Origin of the sequence: Nonomuraea sp. NPDC049695 (assembly GCF_040674955.1) — a bacterium.
GTDB lineage: Bacteria > Actinomycetota > Actinomycetes > Streptosporangiales > Streptosporangiaceae > Nonomuraea > Nonomuraea helvata.
Map to the genome: position 1 here is coordinate 116,678 of NZ_JBFANV010000021.1, position 19,890 is coordinate 136,567.

The following is a 19,890-nucleotide window of genomic DNA, read 5'->3' on the forward strand; positions in this document are numbered from 1 at the left end:
TCCTACAAGGTCCACGGTGTAGGCCAAGGCCCACGGCGTAGGCGTGGACCGCGGCAGTACGGCTGACAAGGGACAGCCGCCGGGGCACGCCGCCGGGGCATGCCGCCGGGGCACGCCGATGCGACGCATAGAGGCGACGCAAAGAGACGACGCATAGAGACGACGCATAGAGACGACACATACGCGAACCAGAGCCGTGCCCTGCCACACGCACAGGCGTGATATTTGGCATGATCGAGCTGTTGTCCGAGTTAGCGGACAGCGGATACCAGAGGCGGGCGGCAGACGAGCGCCCACGACGGACGGAAAGGGGATCCAAAGGCCGTCGGCGGCGAGCGTACCGGTCCTCACCTGGGGCTGAACACTCGTTCCCCGCACATTCCGCACATCTGGCCCGTGCGCAACACCGGGAGCGCAGCCATCCCTTGCTAGGCTGCATGTCAACCGTTGGGTCTCACCCCGGCAGGTGAGGCCGTCGAAGAAGTGGGGTCACACCGTGAAGAAGCTGCTTGTTCTGGCGCTGATCGCCCTTGGGGGGCTGCTGATCTGGCGTAAGGTGCAGGCCGACCGCGCAGAGCTCGATCTCTGGACCGAGGCGACCGGCACCGAGAACTAACCGACCGGCGAGGCGATGAGTGACGTCGTCCCCATCAAGCTGGTGTGCCTGGACCTGGCAGGCACCACAGTCGGTGACATCGCCATGGTCGAGCGCGCCTTCGCAGAGGCGATCGCGACCCAGGGCATAGTGCCCGGGACCGGAGCGTACGCGCGTGCCATGGTTCACGTGCACCGGTCCCGGGGCTGTCCCAAGATCGATGTCTTCCGTGGGATCTTCCCCGGCAACGAGGCCCAGGCGCAGGCGGCGAACCTGACGTTCGAGCGCTCCTATGAGGGCACCCTCGAGCGGGCAGGTCTCGAACCCATGCCCGGAGCCCTGGAGGCCCTCGACAAACTCCGCGGCACCGGCATCAAGCTCGCCCTGATCACCGGCTTCAGCCGCACCACCCTGAGCCGCGTCCTCAGCGTGCTCGGCTGGCACGACAAGATCGACCTCGCCATCTCCCCCGAAGACGCCGGCGGCCGTGGCCGCCCCTGGCCGGACATGATCCTGCACGCGGTGCTGCGCCTGGGGGTGGAGGACGTACGCCATGTGGCGGTCATCGGCGACTCGGAAAGCGACATGCTCTGCGGCAAGCGCGCGGGCGCCTCGATCGTGGCGGGCGTGATGACAGGCGTCCACAGCCGCGAACGCCTCCTCAAGGGCGGCGCCACCCACATCCTCGACTCCATCGTGGACTTCCCGAGTTTGGTGTTGAGCGATGACCTTGGAACGACGCAGGTAGCTTCGTCCGCCCGGTAAGCTATCTTCGTCGAAGGGGCCTTAGCTCAGTTGGCAGAGCGCCTGCTTTGCAAGCAGGATGTCAGGAGTTCGAATCTCCTAGGCTCCACCAGGGAAAACGCCCCGCAACCGATCTTGGTGCGGGGCGTTCGTGCCATTAACGTGCCATTAGCCTTTGGTGATCTTCTGTTGTTCGGCCTCTACGCGAGCGCTTAGCGCGTCGGCGATTCGCTGGTCTGCGTCGCGCGTGGCGTGCTGGTAGATCAGCGCCGCCCTGTCGCTGTCATGCCCCATACGGGCCTTGAGGTCGGCCAGGCTCGCGCCGGACTGTGCGGCTAGCGTGTTGCCGGTGTGGCGGAGATCGTGGAAGTGCAGGCCTTGAAGCCCCATCTCCTTGAGCGCTTCCGACCACTTGGCTTCCCGCCGGAAGTTGCCGCCTCGCAGGAACGCGCCGCGCTTGCCGAGGAACACGAAGGCGTCGTCGGCCTGGTCGACGTAAGTGGAGAGATGTTCGGTCAGAGCCGGGATGATGGCTGAGGGGATGCTGATCGTGCGCTTGCCGGCCCGGGACTTGGGCGGACTCAGACGCATCTCGCCGCCGTCGAGTTCGACCAGTTGTTCGCGGACCTGGACCGTCCGTGTGTCGAGGTCGATGCTGCTACGGCGGAGCGCGATCACTTCTCCCCAGCGCAGGCTCGCGAAGGTGGCCAGCAGCACCAGGGCCTTAAATCGTCGGTCGGCCATTTGGTCAGCCAGCTCGAAGACCTGGGCCACAGTGAGGACGGGCCGCTCGGGAGTATGCTCGTTGTCGGCGCCCTTGATCCGGCAGGGATTCCGGGTGATCAGTTTGTCCTCTTCGACGGCTGTCATCAGCACGGCACGCAGCAGGCGATACGCCTTGGCCGCCGTGGAGACCGACACGCCGTTGCCGAGAAGATCCGAGCGCCAGGTGCGGATCATCTGGGCAGACAGCTTGCCGACCGCGACCCCGCCGAGCGTCGGAACGATATGGCGTTCGAGCAGCCAGGTATACAGCTCCACCGTCTTCGGCCGCAGCCCCGGCCGTTCCTTGATCCAGGCACGGGCGTAGTCGGCGACCTGGATCTTGCCGCGATCGGGGTCCGTCCACTCCCCCGAGATCATCTGAGCCTCGATGAGCGTGAGCGCCCGGTCAGCGTCCGTCTTGGTTGCGTACGTCGTCGCTCCGGTGTGCAGTCGTCTGTCTGGTCCGGGATAGCGGATCTGGAACCGGCCCGAGGGAAGCTTGCGGAGGTTGCCGAAACGCCGGTGGCCGTCCTTGTTCGCCATCAGGCAGCCCTCCCCGATGCCGGAACGGCGTCGGTCGCGTGCATGGGTGCGACGGTGCCGGCGACGACGTACGCAATCAGGGCTGACTCGCGGATGCGCACCGGCCGACCGAGCTTGACGAACTCGATGCGCCGTTCGGCGATCAACCGCCGGACGAAGCGAGGGGAGGTGTTGAGGAGTTCCGCCGCCTCCTCCACATTCAGAAGCTTGTCCACTACGCTACCTCCTCTCCAGTTGCCGAAGGATCTTGGCCGTTGGCTCTGGCTTCCAGCTCCCGCAGGTGAGCGCGCCAGCGCTGACGTTCGGCGACGCTCCGGAGCAACCGGACGCCGATGGGGACGAGATCTGGATCACCGGGCTTGACCTGCCTCCAGACGTAGCGGTGCGGGTCGGTCGGTTCGTCGGCCTGCCCGAGCGCTTCCAGGACCCAGGTGCGGCGGTCCTGCTTGTGTTCGGTGAGGGTCTTGTTGGACCACTTCCGGGAGACGAGGACGCGACGACCCGCGTAACCGAGATGCTCGGGGTTGTGGGCCTTGGAGCGGCACCGGCCGGGAGCCATGCCAGCCTTGGCTCCCTTGGGCTGCACTCCGTACCGCAGCCAGTTTGGGCAGGTCGGCGAGCAGGGCTCGTAACGGAGGGCCTCGACAAAGCGGGCCGCATGCTTACGTTGAGCCCGGCCGTTGAGATTGTCGCCGAGGCTCTTGGTCAGGTACTTGGACAGGTAGCGAATGCACTGGTCGGCGTTCGGGGTTCCGGCGAGGACGCCCTTGACGTCGACCTGATTGCCGAAGCGGACCACATGTAGGGGTTCGGCCGTGTCGTCCTGGTCGAGCTCATCAAGGGCCTGGTCCCAGGAAAGCAAGACCTCGCCGGTGTCGGGGTCAACGTAGCCGACATCGTCCTGCCAGATGGGCAGGTGCTCGCCCTCGAAGCGGACCTGATCGCAGGGCGGCCACCACACCTGGTGATAGGTCGCCGCAGCGATCTGCTTCACCTCCGCACGTGGCAGAGTGCCCCTGATCGCCATGTGCAGATGGGGCGCGAGCCGTTTCTGAGGCTCCACGCTGGCGAAGTACTGGACGTCGTAGCCGGCCACGCGGCGAAGGTTCTGCACGAACCGATCGACCAGCTTGGAGAAGTGCAGCGCATCGCGGGCAGCCCGCCCGTAGTCATAGGTCTCTGGATCGATCGGCACACCGTCACGAACCCTGCCGTACGAGGGAAGCGTGAGCGTCACGAAGAGCGAGGGCCGGTAGACCCTCCCGTCCGCGGATTCGTAGGTTCGCCCGAGGGTCGTGCTGGTCATCTTGCGCTTGGGCAGATCCGGTGCGTCCTGCCGTCGCCTAGTGGAGCGCACCCGCTTGGGTGCGGTCCGGCCGCATACATGGCCCCGCATCCCGGCAGTGTTGATCTCCTCGTCCAGGCCAACGAGAACCGCGTCCCAGTCGGAGGCGTCCTCCGCAGCTGCATCGCGTCGAGCCTGCATGTCCGCACGGAACTCGATGAGCCAGCGCTGGTCCTCGGTGGCCGCATCTGGGCTTATGACAGGTTCTTCGGCGAGGTGCCAACCTTCCCGGCACTGCGCCATTCGGAGCTGCCGGTTGCGCTTGGCGCAGGAAGGACACTTGTTCTCCAGCGTCGCCCCGCACGGGACATCAATGATTTCTTCCTTGCCTGTGACGAGGTCGAGTCGCCGGAGAGCGACAGGCCGGACGCAGACGCCGTTGAGCTTGGCGACCTCCTCGGCGACTTCTCGGGCGTGCGGTTGAGCCATGCGGAGCGCGCGAGGGGTGGAGCGACGGGAGATCGAGACTGCCGCCGCTTCTCCCGGGATCTCCGCTGGCTGGTGTGGACTGTTCAACGGACCTCCTTTCCGATCTCGGGGACGATGAGCGCGGAGGTTCCGCACTCGGCGCACTCGACCACGGCGCGGACCGGGTCGAGCCACAGGACGTTGAGGGCGCCGCATTCGGCGCAGCGCAGGCCGTCGAGGAAGTGGGCGAATGTCATGCGGCCTCACCGGTGAACTCGGCGACCATGTCGCGGATGTCGTCGTCGGAGACGTAAGCCGCGCGGACTCGGATCGGATCAGGTGAGGTTTCCAGCCGGACGTAACCGACTCCCGCCCCGCGTTCCGGACGAGGAGAGATCTGGTCAGCCAGCGCCCCACGGTCCCGCGCGCCGTCGCCGAGAACCATCTCCACCTGTTCGGACTCGTCGAGCCGGAGCGCGATCTTGTCTGGGAACAGGTTCCGGATGTTCATGACCTCCTTGCGCGGGTCCTGTAGCGCCGCCATGACGCCGACCCCGACGGCACGCCCTTGAGTGGTGAGCGTTGCCAGAGCAGCGGAGATGCGCCGCCGCAGTTCCTTGTCGGATTGGTACGCGGTGAGGAAGGCCACCTCGTCGACGAGCACCAGGACGAAGGGATCACCGACAGTGGGCATGTGGGCTCGCTGGTGGCCGGCGAAGCGAGCGGCGCGGGCCTGCATGACCTTGACGGCGTCGTCCAGCAGGTCAGCGCAGTCGGCCGGATCAGCGGCGTAGCGTGCCCCAAAGAGAGGCCGCCCGAAGGACAGCTCCATCAGCTTGGGGTCGAGAGCCCAGATCTCGACAAGCCCCGCCCTGACGGCAGGCAGGAGCCCGCGGATCGTGGACCAGATGATCGAGCCCTTACCGGCCCCGGTGGCACCCGCGACCAGGACGTGAGTGCCATGCACCTTGAGGAACCACGGCCGTCCGTCCTCCTGCTTACCGATCTCGATAGGACCGATCTTGGGCGTCTCCGGGATGGCTACGGCGGGCAGAGGAACGGCGAGCGGATCGCTTCGAGGGAAGGTGAGGCGCAGCCGCCCACCCTTGAGGACCGACACGCGACAGGAGCTCGCGCCGAAGCCCTGGGCGAGGTTGTCAGTCCGGTCGGCCCAGTCCTTGACCGGCTGCCCATTGAGCATGCGAACGGTGACCAGGTCGGCCCACGACGTGCAGGTGACCTTGCCCAGCTTGGGAAGATAGTCCCGCCCTCGGACGTGCCTGCCGAGACCGGAGATGACCATCACGGGTTGCCAGTGCCGCCGGTAGACCCAGACCAGCCGCCACCAGGCCAGCAGCCGCCAGCCGATCCAGCGGCCGAAGCTGACCCGGTCGAGGAAGCCCCAGACGACCGTTCCGACGAGCACGGGCGTGATGAGGAGCAGTGCGACGCGCCACCCGTACAGAATGGACAGCGCGCACGGGACGGCGGCGACCAGCACGGCGACCGGATGCCGCCACACTGTACGGACCAGACTCGCAACGGCCCGCCACCCGAAGATGACGAGCGTGACGATCGCGGGCGTCTTGAGGACGGTCGGTTTGAAGACCACAGCCGTATCAGGCGTGGTCGAGACGATGCGATGTGGCTCTTCGCCAGGCATCTTCTTGAACATTAGGCTGGAGTCCTTCCAAGCATTTGGAGTGTGCGGAAGACCGAGGGGCCGCCGGAAGTTGCCGCTTCCTGCGGCCCCGCTTGCATGTCAGACCGCCGCATCCGGGGCGGCCTTTGCCGACTGTTCGGAGTGCAGCCGCTCGCAGTCGGCGAGGTAGCGAGCGGCGGCGTTGAAGAGCTGACGGGCGTTGTTGAGATCGGAGTCGGTGACGTGGCCGGCCCCAGTGGTCGAGATCGCCACGTCCGCCTCAGGGGAGCAGATCTCCAGGTACGGCCGCGGCTTGTCGAGCACCCCGGCGCGGATGCGCAGGTCGGGCGTGTGGAAGGAAACAGCGAGGCGAGGCACGGAGTCCGGCTTCATCGAGAGCGTCACGTAGGTGTACGGCCCGAGCTTCCTCATGCCGCCGTCACCCCGCGCCGATGGATCCGCTCCACACACCGCGCGAAGTCCTGCGCCTGCTTGGCGAGTTGCCGAGCAAACTCCACCTCAGCCGCCGTGACCCGGTCCGACGCAGCCGTGGTGACCTGCACCTGGACCAGCCCGAACGCCAGCGCCAGGACCGGAGTGCGAAGTTGGTAGGCGTGGTTCTCGGCGATCGCGCCGGAACCGGTGTTGAGAGTGATCACGCCCGTCGGCCGAGCCGGTCCCCGCCGCCCCATCACGCCGCGTCCTTAGCCGAGCTGGACTTACCGACCGGCCGAGGAGCCCGCATCTCGCGAACCCGGATCGAGTAGGCGAGACGACCGTTGCCGTTCACGTACGGTGTGACGGTCATCTGGTCGAACTCGACCGGCGTGAACGGCAGCCCCGGCATCGGCGCCGGCGGAACCGGCTGCATGGGGGAGAGGATCTTCACCGCGACCGTCTTCTGCGCGGCCTTGAGCGTCGGGTCCGCGTCCATGACCGAGACCTGCCAGACCAGCTCACCGGCCTGCTTGTCTCGCGCCTGCACGAACCGCCCGTTGGTCGAGGCGTCGAAGTCCTTGACCGGTTCGACCTCCCCGACGATGTAGCAGCCGTGCGGGAAGACCATCTCGAACGTCACAGGGATCGGTCCCTGAAGTGCCATCGTCCTTCACCTCCTTTGTCTATCCCCCTAGACAGTCGCGACCGCTTCGCTTCGAGGAGCTGTCTAGGGGGATATGCAGAGGACGATAGCCAGAGTGTGCCCCAACTGTCTAGGGGGGTAAACGCCGATAGCTCAATTTCAGGAACGCCCATCGCTTCGCCGGGGCGAAATGGGTGAGATACCCCGATGTCTACCCTTGCTTGCGCTGGGATTATGCCCGTTACGTTCTACTACGAAAGAACTCTCCACGAATGCTGGAGAGAAGGAAAGGTGCGTCCTTAATGGTGCTTTTTGGTGGCAGTGGATCTGGTCGGCACCAGATCATCGAAGATGCCGGTCAGGCCCACGCGGAGGGACGACGCGTCTTCGTCGCCCGGCTCAGCGCCTCCACAGACAAGGCAGGCCACGGCAAGAGCCTGCCTGAGATCGCCGGTCTCATCGAGGGGATCGAGGCGCACGGCTGGCACCTGGACCAGATGGCCACCAGCGTTATGTCGGGCGGTTTCAACTTCTACGACAACATCACGTGCTTATTCCGCCGTACCGAGTGAAACATGAGCGGCCGTGGCGTCATCGTAAGTCTTGCCTCTGGGCCAGCGTTCGCCGTGCGGGTCGGAGCGCTCGGCGGCACGGACTCTGGAGATGAGGTCCGCTGGCCCATGCTGGTCGAGTATCTGCAGAGCTTCGCGCCAGGCGGCCAGGTCGAAGCGGTCAACGAGGCGAGAGGCGCCGTCACTCAGGAGCGCGGCGGCGCGGACTTGGTTGGCGGGCATGCTGCCGGTCAGAGCCTGGTAGGCGGCAAGGGGATCAGTGGCAGCAACCCAGAAACCGCCGTCGCGGTTCCGGTAGGAGCGCAAGGTCTCGATGTAGCGTCGGTGAGCCGAGGCATGTTCCTCAGTGCCGGAGTCGAGTGCATCCATCTCCGCCCGGTAGCGCGCACCTACCTGGGCCTCGCGATCGTCGCAGACGGCTATTGGCTCAGCTGCATCGACGGCGTCCAGGAGGAGGACGGAGTCTGCCAGGACGAGCCATTCCAGAGCCTCGCCCGTACGTCGAAGCATGATCACTGTTGCTGAGGGCGAACCGGGGTGAGCTAGGTCGCATGTTCCGTCGTGGAGTGATGAGACGGTCTTGATCCCTTCGGCCAGCAGTTCGGTCAGGGTGCCGGCGCCCTGGGTCATTGAGGCCAAGAGGGTGGAGCCGAGAGTGCGGGAGTACCAGGCCACACCGTGTGAGCAACCGGATTCGGACCCGGGCGGAGTCCCCGCACCGTCGAGGAGGACGGCGGCATCAGGAGTCGCAGCGACGAAGTCCTCGTTTGGTCGGCCGGGTGCCGCTTCGGTGGCGAAGGTGACTCGCACGTCTCAGTCCTCCTCGTGCCGATACAGCGGACTGGCAAGCTCCGCCTTGACCGGTTCCCCAGTGACCGGGTCGTATTCGACGCCCACAACGGTCGAGAAGCGCTTGTCACCCACTTGTCCCCACAGCGTGGCGATCTCGGCCTGAAGGAGCTGCACCACGCCGAGCGTGCCTTGAGGGTGGATGCCCGTGAACACCAGGAGGTTGCCCTTGCCGTCCGGCCGCCCCAGTCGTCCGAGGTAGGCGTAATCCACGGCACGAGCCGGTTCGCTGTCCGAGCCGGAGCGGTACAAGGTGCCGGCACGGTTGTCGTGCAGCGTCCAGACGTCGTCCTTGACCCACTCCAGGACCGGGTCGGACTCATACAGCGCGCCCATGACCGTCGAGAGCCTCGGCCCGCAGATCACGATGAGGTTTGGCCGGTTGATATCGATCTCTCCGCCGAGCGGAACATGTTCCAGCTCCACAGGTACGTCAAAGCCGCGGGCAAGGTCCTCCAGCCGCTTGGCTGCCGTGACGTCCTCCATCGCGACCACCGGTCGCGCGTTGGTGGCTTCGCGCTTGAGCGGTGTGACCAGAGTGATCGTGCCCGTACCGAGAAAGGCCCCTTCAGGTGCCGGACCGGTGTGCCGGATCTGGTGAATCCGGCCTCTGGTTAGGCCTGCTTCCTTGGCGATCTGAGCGTATGAAAGCCCTTGGGCATGCAGCTCCTGGATCACCCGCCGCCGCAACCGGGAGAGCTCTGCGACCTCCTGTTGAGCAGCGTTGAGACGCTCGGTAGCGACCCGCAGCAGTTGGAACGGGTCTTCTATCGCAGCAATGCGCTCAACGTCACTCGGCGGCATCGATCCCCCTCTGATCACTAGGGGCGAGTCTAGGCCCCTAGACGGTTTGCCGTCTATCCCCCTTGACAGTACGTTTTTGACCAGTTCGCCAGTTTTTGAGCTAACCGCCCGAATCGCCGACCGCCGATTAGGGACGCCACGCGGACTCATCGCGCCATGCCCGCAAGCAGCGCAGCCCACATGACGCGAGATTCGCCAACCCGTACACGATGAGTCTCGGCGACGACTCCCTGACCCGCCTTGGCGACGCGCCGGATGAAGCCAAGGCCGGCGGCCTCGCACAGTTCGTAGTAGACGCTCCTGCAGTCGCACGTCCAAGCGATCGTCCGAGGTCGCTCGTCCGCGCGAGCGGGGTACCAGTCAAGCTTCACACACGACGTCTGCGGTGAAGGGAGATGAGGCGACAGACAGGAGGTCATCAGGAAGACGCTCCCTGCAATGCTGTGTCCAGCACGGCCCAGACCGTTCGACCACGTTCGTCACCCCACACGCCCCAGTCGAGGGCCAGGCTCGCGACGACAAGCAAGCCCCGGCCACCTTCGCCCTCCAGGCATGGCCGGAAGACCCTGGGGGAGGAAGGTCCTCCCTCATCGAGGACACCCAACCAGAGGCGGTCCGGATGAGCTTGAACGCTCACCAGGAACCGTCCCCCGAAACGCCCGCTGGCAGAGTGGCGTATCGCGTTGGTGGCCAGCTCGCTGACGATGAGTTCGGCATCACCGACCGTGGGCCAGCCTCGCAGGAGCGTGGCCACGAAGCGTCGCGCCTCGGTGATAGAGGGGGCGGAGCCGAGGAAGTAGCGGGAGAAGCGCCAGGCCGACATGGGGAAGCTCCGTTGTCTAGGGGGCTATACATCGGATGGCGTCAGCGTATGAGTGAGACTAGAAGCAGCTCAAGCTATTCGACGTATAAATGCGTCACTTCTCTAGGCGCTCGACCAGCTGACGATAGTCGTCGGCGATGAATTCCAGCAGTTTGCGCAGCTCGTCCCCATACACGGCCACACCAGCGAACGCTTCAAAGATCTCGACGTGAGCGGCCAGCTCGTCGGGACCGGTCAATGTGAGATCACCCGTCAAGCTCTCGACCACGCTCGCGGTGTCGTCGTAGATCGTGAACCCATGCAGCGGAAACGCCGGCACCTTCACGGCCCACGGCACCACGCCCAGTTTCACATGGGAGAGCGTGGCCACCTGGCCCAACCGATCGAGCTGCGCCAGCATCAACGACGGAGACCCCGGCCACGTCCGTACGGCGCCCTCAGTCAGAAGGAACGAGAACTCGCGAGCGCCGTCGAAGAGCACTGTCTGCGCCTCCACGCGCACAGCCGCCGCCTTCGCTACATCGCCGGCCTCAACGCCTCGCCCGACGGCGAGTGCTAACCGCGCATACTCGGCCGTCTGCAGAAGGGACGGAATCACCGCTGACTGGAAGCTCACGACCCGATGTCCCGCCCTCAACCGTGCAGCATTCGCCGCCTCACGACCAGCGAGTCCCCCCTTCAGCCGAGAGACCTCCTCGCGAAGCCGTACAAGAAGAGCGTCCAACTCGGCACGCCCAGCACTGTCCAGGCCAAGCGCCGCGACTAACCGCTCCACCGTGTCAGGCGTGGGAAGCAGTTGCCCAGTTTCGATGCGAGAGATCGTAGGCTGCGCTATCCGTGCTCGCCGCGCGAGATCCTTGCCGGTCAGACCGGCGTCCCTACGCAGTCTCCGCAGTACCTCACCCAGCGCCTGCAACCGATCCCGCCGCTCATCCACACCGAGGGTTCTATCATCCGTGCAGTACGACGCGACGCTACATCAACGGACGAGAAATATCCCCACAAGTTCAGGGCCGGGCCACCTTTGGCAGCCCGGCATGCTTTGGGCGATCGCCGGCCGCGCTGCGGCTCTCCGGCCGGTCGCGGCCATCATCGCCCATGCTCTTGACGCCTCAGAACAAGTCGGGAATAGTGATGAGAATTTCTTTTAAATCGTGCATATTGCTAGCAGCGTGCGGGAGAGCTGGACAACCAGGCCAACATTCCCTCTAGTCGACTGCGCTGGAACGGGGTAGGCATGGGGTCTGCTTGCAACTGTTCTTGCACTAGTTCCTTTGCGACCTCAAATGTCAAAGCTTGAGCTAAGTCCTCAAGAATACTTATGCCGAACGACTCTGAATTGCGGCCGCGCACGCCTAGTAGATGCCGCCATATCGTAAGCGCCGCCTCTTTTTCGCTGTACGCTGCTAGTGTTTGAGCCATAACGCGTTGCCGGGCTAGTGTGAGTGCAGGGTGACTACAAATGAGTTTGATGGCTTTCTGTATCCCGTCACGCCCGCCGAGGCCGGCAATCGCTCCAAGAGCTGTCTGAACATGAAGGCCTTCTGCATCGCCTATTGCGAGGATATGACCAGCAAGCTCGAGACTGAACTCATCGAGGTCTAGCATACCGTCCGAGCTTAGACTCTCAAGGACGCCAGAACTCCAAGCGCTCGTGTCTGTCTCCGCGACTTGATTCTTCAATACCTCGATAGCACGCCTGCGATCGATTTTCAGCAGTACGTTCGCTGCAGTGCGGTAGTCCGAATCTTGAGCATTTGGCGAGAGCAATGTAAGCTCCGCTATTTGGAACGCTTCTTCGAGCAGTCCATTATCCAAAAGGATCTCTGAACATGAAGCCCTTTCGTATGGATGTAGGCGGAGGCAAATATCTTTAAAAGACGGTAGTGCTGCCAAATCGGTTGAGTCTCGGCTATCTATCAATAGCTTTACGACGCTGGCGCTACCCATAGGCAGGAAATGATTGCCGAGTAGTACTTCCTCGACCCATTTCTTTGCATTACAATGAATACCCGCTTCTGTCATAATCTGAAGCAAGCGCGCTTGTCGCCAAACCTCGCATCCCATCTCACGGTATTGGTGGAGGAGTTGGTGTGCGAGCCCAGCGGCCCCCGTTCCGCGAATCTTCAAAAGCATTTCGATGGCATCGAATTGTGCATGACTTATCTTGAAACTAGAGCCGATGATCGTCTCAGCTAGCTCCGCAGCCCCATCAGATGCGCCAACACGCTCCATAGCCTGTGCAATGACCATCCGCCCTTCCTGATCACTGGAAGGCCGGCCATGAGCCAGTACGGCTAGCTTTTCTGCGATTGTGGCGAATTCCCCACAATCGAGCCAGGCGTCGATCACCCGACGAATCTCATCTGCTCCGGCGTGGGGGTTCTCAAGCACGGTATGGGCAAGTCGCTCCACTTCTTCTGCCGCCCCAAGGACGCGATAGGTCTCTGTTGCGATCGATTCCTCCCACGTATCGGCGTCAGTTTCACTAAGGAGAGCTGAGAGCCGCCGCCGTACAGCTTGAACACTTGCATCCCCAAGCTGTAGTGCTAGTTGCGCAGCTTTCGGCAGTGGCTCGTACATCACCTCGAGTAGAGGAGCTAGAAGATGAGCCGCGACGATGGGCTTAATCCTGCTCAGTCCGAAGAGAGCATTGAGTCGTTGAACGGCAGTCAGCTCTGGAGCAGCAGCAAGTGTCTCTAATAACAATGCAGTTCCATGTCGTTTGTCCAACATAGACAACATGGTTAGTGCCTTTTGAGATTCCTCAACGTCATGGCTGCGCCCCAGTTGCGCGATTCGCTGGATGACTGTGGCTCGGCGTTCTGGTCCAACGTCCAGTCCTTCCATCAGGAGCGAGCCAGCAAACAGTATTCGGTCTGCATCGATATGGGCAAAGACTTGATCGATAACCCGATCAGGGGAACCATCCGCGCTAATTGCCCACTTGCAAAGCACAAAGAGCGCCAAAGAGCGCTGTGTGCCGCTGCATGCGCGCCTAATCCAGCTCTCTAGGCTGGCGTTGTCTGCCAGTGCTGGGGCGAGTTCGTGCGAGGCCAGGTACTCCGCAAAGCTCTGATGTAGGAAACGAAGCTGATTACCGGCAATCACCAGTAGGCCGGTTCCTGCTAGCGCTGTAGGTAGTTCATCCTCCCAGTCAGCTGGAAGAGGAACTAGAAGCGGAGGGTGCTCTCGCATCCAATTCCGGCATGCTGAGATGAGATCCTCTTCGCCGTTGATGCGCTCCCCAGCCAGGACTCGGATGAGTTTGTCGACTGAGTCTGCTAACCACACCGGAAACGCGGACTCCGCGCTGTGCGTAGTTCGGTTTCGTAGCCGTTCCATGAAATTTTCGTACAGATTCACGCGGCTGGAAACAGATGGGAGTGAAGGGTCCAGGGTCGCGTTTACTAAGGCCATGGTGACTAGCAGCGGATTGCGTACAAGCTCTTTAAGATCGCCTTCCTCAACGACCTCTCTAAGGAAACGATCCGCTGCGTCTTGTGGGTTCGGCACTCGTGCACTCTGGTGATCGAACCACTTGCGCGTATATTCAGATAGCTCCTGCTGCTCAAATGGTTGTATCTCAAACTCGCCTAACATAGCCTCACGAAGTGGTGCCAACTCTGTCGGCGGCAACGGACGAGTCGTCACAACAAGCCTAAAGTCTGAGTTCAATTGACTGTGTCGGGCCAGCGTGCGTATCAGCTCAGTACGCAATCGCCGATCGCCGATCTCATCGATACCATCCACGAAAATAAGCCAGCGTGCTCCCTGCGTGCGTCCCACAAATAGCGAAGTGGGTGGATCGGAGACGAGGCCACCACCAAGTGTATTAAGGGTCGCACGACGCAGTCTTTCGCTCCATGATCCTTTCTCGGAGGCGAGCAATGATGCGGAAAGGCGCAGTGGTATCAACGGCTCACTGATGGGCGCCTGTTGGATAGAGGATCGGCGCAGCCAGACTCCGCACAAAGATCTCGCCAAATGACTAGCCAGAGTTGATTTCCCCGCTCCGGCCTCTCCGGTAATAAGTAGATGGTCGTGTCGAGCCAAGGCATCTGGTAGCGAGATCAGCGAATTTGCTGCCGAAATTTCTGCTGGGGCGTCCCTAATAACCTGAGATACTGGCTCGGCGTCGTGATGAATACTTTGCTGCTCAGGCTTTTCCTCCGAACGAGATGATTCACCTGACGGGGCCTCCTCCATGCTGTGTTGGGCCGTAGGGCGGTTTCGAATACGCTGTCGCACGTAGATTGCTGACAGCGGCGGCTCCACCAGGCCGAGGAGGGCATACGGAAGGCAGTCAAGGGCGCTGTCTTGAGCCTCTAGCAGATCTCGGACGGCGGGTGAGGGAAGCGGTATGTCTGCCCAAGTTAAGGGAGCCGTATGACTCCGCCGGCGCTCCGCGTCCTCAGCCCGGTCGCGTTCCTGCTTAGCTTCCGCCCATAGCCGTGTGATCTCCTCTGGCTTATGGCCAAGCCCCACGGCTAGCGCCTGGACCACGCGCAGCGGCAGCATGCGTTCGGCGTTCACGGCGTCGTACAGGGCTCGCTGACTCAGCCCTGTCATTTCTGCTGTGCGGCGGATGGAACCATGGCCGGCCTCATGGATCGCTTGTACGAACCAGTCTGCGATCGCCTCGAGTTCTGGCAACCTCTTCCGCTCGCTCGACGGGGGACGTCCCGTTCGCATCCTGCACCTCGTAGTTGGCTGCGAGTTTCCCGGCGTTTTCCAACGCTAGCGGGAAACTTCGTTTCCGCCAGATGCTGGAGAAGTTCGGCGCAAGATCGAATGTCTCTCGGGAGGATGCCATGGACGCGTTGATCGCCTCTCACCCCGCGCTGTGGGTCACGATGTTGATCATCGGCTCGCTCGTCGGCGCGGTCCGTTGCTGGCTGGCATATCGAACTGTTGTCCGGCGCGAAGAAGAGCACACGCGGAGAGTCGAGCTAGCCGTGAAGCAGACTCACGGGTCTGACCGAGCGGCGGTGGTTCGTGCTGCCAGTCAACTGGCGCCCGTGACGACTCATCGACGGCGTTGAGGCGAGGCTGAGATGCACGTGCCATCTATTACGCATCATCGCCCCGATTACGAGCCTTTGCCGAATTGTTCTCATAGAGATCAAGCGGCGGCGCGGCGCGCCGCCGTACCCCGGCCCTCCGCCCGCCCGCCGTCCGGGCGTGCGGCCTGGGGGCCGGTCCCGGACGGCGGCGGGACACCGGGCCGGCCACCGCACGCCAGTCGCACCGTGCCCATCGAACGCTCCGACTGGGGTTGCCGCGCCGCCGCACAGATGCAGCCCGTACGATCGCCGCTGCAGAGCTGGCCTCCGCATGTGGTTGGGGGCGATCGACGGTCCAGGGCTTCGTTCCTCAGCCCCGGCCCACCGGACAACGTGGGTGGTCACCGTATAGACCGTGGAGGGCGATGAGTTCGGCGCTCAGTTCGTGCACCCCGAGGCCCCGCCCGTTACCGTGCGAGCGTTCCCATCGCCAGCCCTACGATAAGTCATACTCGTCGATCCATAGATCGGCTCCAGCTCTGTGAAGAAAGCTGATGGCTTCTTCGTCAAGAACGAGCCCTCGCGGGCTGGAGTGCTCTCCTGGTTCGAACGACCGAAGCATGACCAACGTGGCCGCTGCGCCACCAGCGGTCAGCTCTCCGATTCGATCCCAGGCGCCGGCCAACTGATTCATCACGGCTTCCACCTGCTCATTGAGGGAGGTGGTGTCCGCAAGGCCAGAGTCGAGCATCCATTCGTGTCGTGGCGGTATCAGGCGCCCACTCTTCCTGCCGCGTCGTGACTCCTTCGCCTCAGATCGAGTCGGCTCGACGCCCACGTACTGGGTGATCTGCCCGGGATCCAGTTCATCGGACTTGATCATAAAGTAGACCTGCTGCTCGACGATCACGTGAACACGGTAGCGGTTCAAGGGCTGGCGGGCGCTTGCACGACTGGGCAGGGGCAATCGCTCCTACTGCTCAAGACCTTGATCATCGTGCCATTAGCGTGCCATTAAGGAGGGTCAGCAGCGGTCAATCACGGTCTCTCGCGGACTGTGCTCAGCGCAGGTCGAGGCCGTTGTCCTTGAAGATCCGACCGTTTTGCAAGCAGGATGTCAGGAGTTCGAATCTCCTAGGCTCCACTGCACGTAGAAGGCCACTTCCCAGGGTCGGGAAGTGGCCTCTTCGATCTTGTACAGCTGCAAAGTACAGCTACATCGACGCTCTAAGGCTTACGTGGGCTACACCGATCCCAATGGGGTGAGCCACGAAGGCCGTGCTTTGGACCGGCCCCGCATCGCTGGCGCCGAGCCCAGGAGACGCTCTTCACTCGATGGCTGGCGCAAAGGCATGAGGGGCCTTATCGCCTGCAGGGCTTCCATCGTCGAGAACCCGCTCGACCTGGTGTTGCTCGGAGAGAGGGAACGACGCCGTCTGGACCTCGGCGTTGAGGTCGGTGCCGCTCAGCGGTTCAGGTATGCCGGGTTGGCGTAGCCATCGTTGTATGTTGCGTCCTCCGATGAGACTGAAGTTCCTTCAATGCTTCTATAATTTCCTGCTCCGCAGGCAATTCCAGGCCATTGTGTAGAATGACAAACTCGTGCAGTGGCGTATCTCCAGATATGCCGCTAAAGTTTTCTACTGTGCCATTAGGGCGACGTCCTATGCCGGCCAGTGTATCGATAAGGCCGAACATGCGTAGGGTCTCGTGAGCGCTATATGCTTCTCGCCCTATTCCAAATCTGATCAGTCGCTCTCTTTCCTCGACTTTTACCCATGGAGAGCTATCGCTCCTCTGGAGTGCCATAAGCATCAAGAGTAGCAGTATTTCTGAATCTTCGAGTGTGTAGACCCAGCCATTGGTGAAGAAGGCCGTTGGGATTGCTATGTGCGGTTCAGTCTTTCGAGGTACGGTATATTGGACAACTTCGCCACCTGGGCGCACTCCGCCTTCGTCGAGTAGTTGAAACCGCTCATACTTCGAATAACTATTAGCGCTATCCAGCTCTACGAGCCGCTCGGTTTCGCTACCTAGACGTGATAGGGCCGACGTAATCATCCGACGCCTTCTTGCTATATTTCCCTGTGTAGCCCGTCCATTCGGTGTCGTAGGAGGGATGGCTATTAAGTCGGTCCAGCCAGTGTCGGGTCCCCCTGCTACAAGCGGACGACTATTGATGGGTCGCCCACCCCCTCGGCGATGCATCTGAGCCTCGTAGAGGGCGATTAGGTAAAAGCGAAGCGCGATCCCTCGAGGGGACACTATTCTGGCTGCTGGAGGACGCTGCTCTTTTGAGGGCAACCTCCTTGAGGAATAGAGGCCGGTCGGACGCTCGGAGTAGATAAATCTCCGCCGAAGGCGAATTTCGTTTGCTCGCCGATCAGGGTGTCCGAGATTCTTCAGGTGATCAAGGGCGCGATGTATCGTCCCTGCGGCCTGCATCTCCTGTAGACGCCCGAGGCGCTTCCGGATGGCCTGCTGCTGATTTGTCCTCATGTATCACCTCGGAGCCTGGCGGTTCAGACAGCAAGCAACTTCGACGCCTTGACCCGCCCCTCCCCGTTTAGGGTCGGCAGGGTGGATCCTATGATCAACGCCCACTCGTTGGCGGGTCAAGACGTAGATACTCGTCCAGAAATTAGGCGTGAGGGTTGCCCCATGATGCTGGTGACGGCCGATTGCGGGGCTCCGGGTACAGCCGGAGCCCCGCGCGACGACTACTCATGGAAAGCACAGGAGAGTGCCGCATGGCAAAGCGTAAATCTCAGCAATCCCCGCAGGAACCCCCGCCGCTGCCTCTACGTTGGGTGGTCATCCTAGCTCTGACCGGACTGGCAGCCGTTCCGGCTCACACGGCCGGAGGCCCGGCTCTAGCGATCACGGCAGCTGCCGCAGTCCTGGTGGCCCTGCAAGCGGTCGTTAGATAAGCATGGCGCTGATCATGTAGGGACAAGGCCAGATCGTGCATGGCCTTGAGGAGCGGTAGTCAGCCTGCTCGCCACACGCAGCGGGCAGGCTGACTAAGAGGTCGCGCAGATAGGCATGTACTCATGGGCGGCGATGTGGGCGTGCGTCCCAGCGGTGGGTGGTCCAGGCTCGGCGGATCAGGCTACGGACGGTGATGATCGTGTCGGCGAGATCGAAGAAGGCGCTGATGACGGTGGTACGGCGTTCGTAGCAGCGAGCGAGCCGGTAGAAGGCGTTCTGCCAGGCGTGTGTGCGTTCGACGTGCCAGCGCCGGCTGGCTTGGATCGGCGCCTTCTCGCCCTTGTGTGCGATGCGGCCGTGCAGGCCGCGTTCGCTGAGCAGCGCGCGGGTCTTGTCCGAGTCGTAGCCGGCGTCCAGGTGCACGGTGATGTCGTCGGGTGACGGCCCGAGGTCGTCCAAGCGGTCCAAGGTCGGGGCGAGCAATGGGGAGTCGTGGCGGTTGGCTCCGGCCAGGACACGGCCCAGTGGAATGCCGTACCCGTCCGTCATGCCTGAGCGTTTCAGGCCCTGTTTGCCGCGGTCGACCGGTGAGCGACCGGCCACCTCGCCGCCTCCGGGCGCCTTGGTGATGGAGCCGTCGACGGCGATCTGGTCGAGGACGAGGCCGACGATCCGGTCGTAGGACTCCAGCGCGATCTGCTTGAACCTGGCGAAGACGCCGAGACGGATCCACTCGTTGCGGCGGTTGCGGATCGTGGTGGCCGAGCAGGTCGTGTCGGCGATCGCCTGGTAGGAGCAGCCGAAGCGCAGAAGTTGCAGCATTCTGTCGAAGATGATCCGGTCGCTGATGCGCGGGCGGTGGCAGCCCAGCGGATGGTCCGGGTGGTACTGCGGCCGCTCGGGCAGCAGGGACGCGAATTGGTCCCAAAGCGGTTCGGTCAGCCATGATGGCAGCACAGGCACAGGTCTCCCCAATGAGTGGTGTGCATCGTGAAGTTGCTGGTCACGGCTCTGATGTGAGGGCAGGAGAACTACTCGCGCTGGTCGTCGGCTGGTGTTGTCGGCGTACAGGTTGACCTACACATCCGCGTACAGGTAAACGGGCTCTGTCGCTGATCTTGGGACGGGTTGAGGATCATGTTCGGAGCAGGATCCGTTTCCGCAGGAGATCGAAGTTGGCTCTGCCATAGCCCTGCCGCTTGACCAGCTTCACTCGCGTGTTCTGCCCCTCGGCCTGTCCGGAGTTCCAGGGAAGCGACAGGCCTGCGATGATGGCGTCGAAGTCGTAGCGCAGGCCGTGGGCGAAACGGTGCAGATGGGGCAGGTCTTCTTCAGGAACTGCGTCGATCCAGGCGGGGAGACGGTCGCCGCGGAGGTCGCGCATCATGGTGGCGAAGCTGCGGACGTGCCGGAAGGCGGCGGCCAGCTCGGGGCAGGCGGCGCGCACTTGGTTCAGGTCGGGCGCGTCGTCGGGACGCAGGTTGTCGGGGTGGGTCATGATCCATGCTGTGATCTTGCGGGGTTTGGGCGTGGGCTTGGGTGGTGGCGGTGCGATGCTGCCTTTGCGAAGCAGCCGGATGTAGCGGTCGACAGGGCTCGCGCTGCCCTGGTATCCCTGTGCCTGGACCTCACGAAACAGCAGGCTTGCGTTGTGACACCCCTGGCTGAACCGCTCATACAGATACGGTGGCCTTCCCCTCATAGCGTGGAGACCGAACCGGGAGAGGTTTGGTCGTGGCAGGAGTCACGCGGAGGCGCTTTGATCCGGAGTTCCGGGCGGGG

Annotated in this window: 19 protein-coding genes, 1 tRNA gene and 1 pseudogene; 4 read left to right on the top strand and 17 right to left on the bottom strand. The window is 62.9% G+C overall.

All coding sequences use genetic code 11. From position 1 onward, the window contains the following. Positions 1-496 precede the first annotated feature (496 nt). From AB0J64_RS20595 to AB0J64_RS20605, 3 genes are all read left to right on the top strand, one after another. The gene (locus AB0J64_RS20595; protein ID WP_218154143.1) at positions 497-616 is read left to right on the top strand and encodes a DLW-39 family protein; all 120 of its coding nucleotides are present in this window, start codon (positions 497-499) and stop codon (positions 614-616) included. Between the two features lie 15 nt (positions 617-631). Continuing rightward, entirely contained in the window at positions 632-1,360 is a 729-nt protein-coding gene (locus tag AB0J64_RS20600; RefSeq protein WP_364028917.1) for an HAD-IA family hydrolase, read from the top strand. Between the two features lie 15 nt (positions 1,361-1,375). Continuing rightward, positions 1,376-1,451, top strand: a tRNA-Ala gene (locus tag AB0J64_RS20605). A 56-nt stretch (positions 1,452-1,507) separates the two neighbouring features. Here AB0J64_RS20605 and AB0J64_RS20610 read toward each other — a convergent pair. From AB0J64_RS20610 to AB0J64_RS20645, 8 genes are all read right to left on the bottom strand, one after another. After that, on the bottom strand, positions 1,508-2,647 hold the full coding sequence (locus AB0J64_RS20610; RefSeq protein ID WP_364028919.1) for a tyrosine-type recombinase/integrase: 1,140 nt from the start codon (positions 2,645-2,647) through the stop codon (positions 1,508-1,510). Further along, positions 2,647-2,862, bottom strand: coding sequence for a helix-turn-helix domain-containing protein (locus tag AB0J64_RS20615; RefSeq protein ID WP_364028921.1), 216 nt, complete (start codon positions 2,860-2,862; stop codon positions 2,647-2,649). The genes AB0J64_RS20610 and AB0J64_RS20615 overlap by 1 nt, the downstream gene beginning before the upstream one ends. Then, entirely contained in the window at positions 2,862-4,421 is a 1,560-nt protein-coding gene (locus tag AB0J64_RS20620) for a replication initiator (RefSeq protein ID WP_364028960.1), read from the bottom strand. The genes AB0J64_RS20615 and AB0J64_RS20620 overlap by 1 nt, the downstream gene beginning before the upstream one ends. A gap of 83 nt (positions 4,422-4,504) precedes the next feature. Next, positions 4,505-4,657 carry a hypothetical protein gene (locus AB0J64_RS20625; RefSeq protein WP_364028923.1) on the bottom strand — a complete coding sequence of 51 codons (153 nt, stop codon included), beginning with the start codon at positions 4,655-4,657 and terminating at the stop codon, positions 4,505-4,507. Further along, entirely contained in the window at positions 4,654-6,012 is a 1,359-nt protein-coding gene (locus tag AB0J64_RS20630; RefSeq protein ID WP_364028925.1) for an FtsK/SpoIIIE domain-containing protein, read from the bottom strand. The genes AB0J64_RS20625 and AB0J64_RS20630 overlap by 4 nt, the downstream gene beginning before the upstream one ends. A 150-nt stretch (positions 6,013-6,162) precedes the next feature. After that, positions 6,163-6,474 carry a hypothetical protein gene (locus AB0J64_RS20635; RefSeq protein WP_364028927.1) on the bottom strand — a complete coding sequence of 104 codons (312 nt, stop codon included), beginning with the start codon at positions 6,472-6,474 and terminating at the stop codon, positions 6,163-6,165. Then, on the bottom strand, positions 6,471-6,701 hold the full coding sequence (locus AB0J64_RS20640; RefSeq protein ID WP_364028929.1) for a hypothetical protein: 231 nt from the start codon (positions 6,699-6,701) through the stop codon (positions 6,471-6,473). The genes AB0J64_RS20635 and AB0J64_RS20640 overlap by 4 nt, the downstream gene beginning before the upstream one ends. A 32-nt stretch (positions 6,702-6,733) precedes the next feature. Beyond that, positions 6,734-7,144, bottom strand: a complete 411-nt coding sequence (locus AB0J64_RS20645) for a plasmid replication, integration and excision activator (protein WP_364028931.1) — start codon at positions 7,142-7,144, stop codon at positions 6,734-6,736. Between the two features lie 251 nt (positions 7,145-7,395). Here AB0J64_RS20645 and AB0J64_RS20650 point away from each other — a divergent pair, with 251 nt between their 5' ends. After that, on the top strand, positions 7,396-7,695 hold the full coding sequence (locus AB0J64_RS20650) for a hypothetical protein (RefSeq protein WP_364028933.1): 300 nt from the start codon (positions 7,396-7,398) through the stop codon (positions 7,693-7,695). Here the strand turns inward: AB0J64_RS20650 and AB0J64_RS20655 are convergent. The 9 genes and pseudogenes from AB0J64_RS20655 to AB0J64_RS20695 all read right to left on the bottom strand — a co-directional run bounded on the left by AB0J64_RS20655 (position 7,675) and on the right by AB0J64_RS20695 (position 19,606). Beyond that, positions 7,675-8,505, bottom strand: coding sequence for a protein phosphatase 2C domain-containing protein (locus tag AB0J64_RS20655; RefSeq protein WP_364028935.1), 831 nt, complete (start codon positions 8,503-8,505; stop codon positions 7,675-7,677). The two genes, AB0J64_RS20650 and AB0J64_RS20655, sit on opposite strands and share 21 nt — an antisense overlap. A gap of 3 nt (positions 8,506-8,508) precedes the next feature. After that, positions 8,509-9,348 (bottom strand): sigma factor-like helix-turn-helix DNA-binding protein, encoded by an 840-nt coding sequence (locus tag AB0J64_RS20660; RefSeq protein WP_364028937.1) that lies wholly within the window; start codon positions 9,346-9,348, stop codon positions 8,509-8,511. A gap of 418 nt (positions 9,349-9,766) precedes the next feature. Then, the gene (locus AB0J64_RS20665; protein WP_364028939.1) at positions 9,767-10,171 is read right to left on the bottom strand and encodes an ATP-binding protein; all 405 of its coding nucleotides are present in this window, start codon (positions 10,169-10,171) and stop codon (positions 9,767-9,769) included. A gap of 94 nt (positions 10,172-10,265) precedes the next feature. Beyond that, positions 10,266-10,787, bottom strand: a complete 522-nt coding sequence (locus AB0J64_RS20670; RefSeq protein WP_364028962.1) for a DUF5753 domain-containing protein — start codon at positions 10,785-10,787, stop codon at positions 10,266-10,268. A 117-nt stretch (positions 10,788-10,904) separates the two neighbouring features. Further along, positions 10,905-11,108, bottom strand: a pseudogene (locus AB0J64_RS20675) (helix-turn-helix transcriptional regulator); the annotation flags it as partial. A 227-nt stretch (positions 11,109-11,335) separates the two neighbouring features. Further along, entirely contained in the window at positions 11,336-14,827 is a 3,492-nt protein-coding gene (locus AB0J64_RS20680; RefSeq protein ID WP_364028941.1) for an NACHT domain-containing protein, read from the bottom strand. Positions 14,828-15,673: 846 nt separating this feature from the next. Further along, positions 15,674-16,087, bottom strand: a complete 414-nt coding sequence (locus AB0J64_RS20685; RefSeq protein ID WP_364028943.1) for a DUF4279 domain-containing protein — start codon at positions 16,085-16,087, stop codon at positions 15,674-15,676. A 2,141-nt stretch (positions 16,088-18,228) separates the two neighbouring features. Continuing rightward, positions 18,229-19,071 carry an IS5 family transposase gene (locus AB0J64_RS20690; protein ID WP_364028945.1) on the bottom strand — a complete coding sequence of 281 codons (843 nt, stop codon included), beginning with the start codon at positions 19,069-19,071 and terminating at the stop codon, positions 18,229-18,231. Positions 19,072-19,243: 172 nt separating this feature from the next. Further along, positions 19,244-19,606: a transposase gene (locus tag AB0J64_RS20695; RefSeq protein WP_364028947.1), complete on the bottom strand. Its 363-nt coding sequence runs from the start codon at positions 19,604-19,606 to the stop codon at positions 19,244-19,246. Positions 19,607-19,890: the final 284 nt, after the last annotated feature.